Genomic DNA, 1,153 nt, shown 5'->3' with positions numbered 1-1,153 from the left:
TGAAGGCCTCGTTTGACATTGCGGGAAAAGAAGGCGAAGTCTATCGGAAAGTCCTTTCTGCGAAAGCAAAGGACGTCGCAGGGAATGAATCTTCTGTGACCAAGCCAAGTGACATCGATGAAGAAAAGGGCGATGAGATCGTAGTGGAGAAGACCAGCCCAACGATTCAGATCGAAAAGAAAAAAACAGGCGCTTACAAAGAAGTAGGGACCGGAGATATTTATTATCATGGAGAAGCGAGCTTCAACCTTTCTATTTCCGATGTGGATTCCGGCCTGCAGTCCGTTGAGGTGATGGTCAATGGACAGGCTATTAAGAAGGACAGCAATCAGCAGCCCATTCTGACGGAGAAGGAGAGCAAGGACAACAAGACGGTGCTCGACCATGTGGCGTATACCGTAAGTACCGGTTCGATCCCGGCAGAAGAGGGAGGATACCGGATTCAGGTAAGAGCCACGGATAATGCCGGAAATACCGGGATGGAGACTTGTGAGGCGAAACAGGATATCACGCCGCCTGAGATCACAAAGATCTCGTTTGCCCCGCACGGTACGGACATCAAACATCCGGGGATCATTCGGACCGTAGACTATGGGTACTTTTTTCAGAAGGATACGACCGTGATTCTCGAAGCAAAGGATAATGAGACCGGATCCGGTGTGGATAAGATCTCTTATTATACCGTCGATTACAGCTTCAACAAAAATGGAGTCCCTTCTGCATGGAAGGAAGCAGACGTAATCGGAAATAAGATCCGTTTTGAGATCAAAGCAGGCTTCAAAGGAAAGATCTTCGCCTATGCGAAGGACAAGGTAGGGGAAAAGAGCAAAACAGTCAGTCCGAACGCGGTGATCATCGAATCTTTGGAGCAGCATCAGAAGGATGCGAAGCTTACCATGACGATTCCGGAGAAGGTGAATGGGAAAGACCAGGCAGGAAATGACCTGTACCAGAGAGATGTGACCGTGGACTGTGCGTTTGGCGACAGCCTTTCCGGTCTTGCCAAAGTGACCTATCAGGTGGAAGAAGTGGACACCGGGAACGTGACGCAGGAAGAGACGATCGTCATCGGGGTAGAGGGAACGATCCGTCAGGGAAGTGCGCAGATCGTAGAAAAGGATGAGAACCTGGTGACCGGGCTGTCAAAAAGTAC

1 protein-coding gene is annotated in these 1,153 nt (G+C 49.9%); it reads left to right on the top strand.

The features are described from left to right. The coding region (locus DWV06_RS18560; RefSeq protein ID WP_162300638.1) for an Ig-like domain repeat protein at positions 1-1,153 on the top strand (1,153 nt) is incomplete at both ends.

This window comes from Anaerosacchariphilus polymeriproducens, assembly GCF_003363435.1.
Lineage (GTDB): Bacteria > Bacillota > Clostridia > Lachnospirales > Lachnospiraceae > Anaerosacchariphilus > Anaerosacchariphilus polymeriproducens.
The sequence above is the reverse complement of the archived record's forward strand: the minus strand, read 5'-3'. Positions and strand labels throughout refer to the sequence as shown.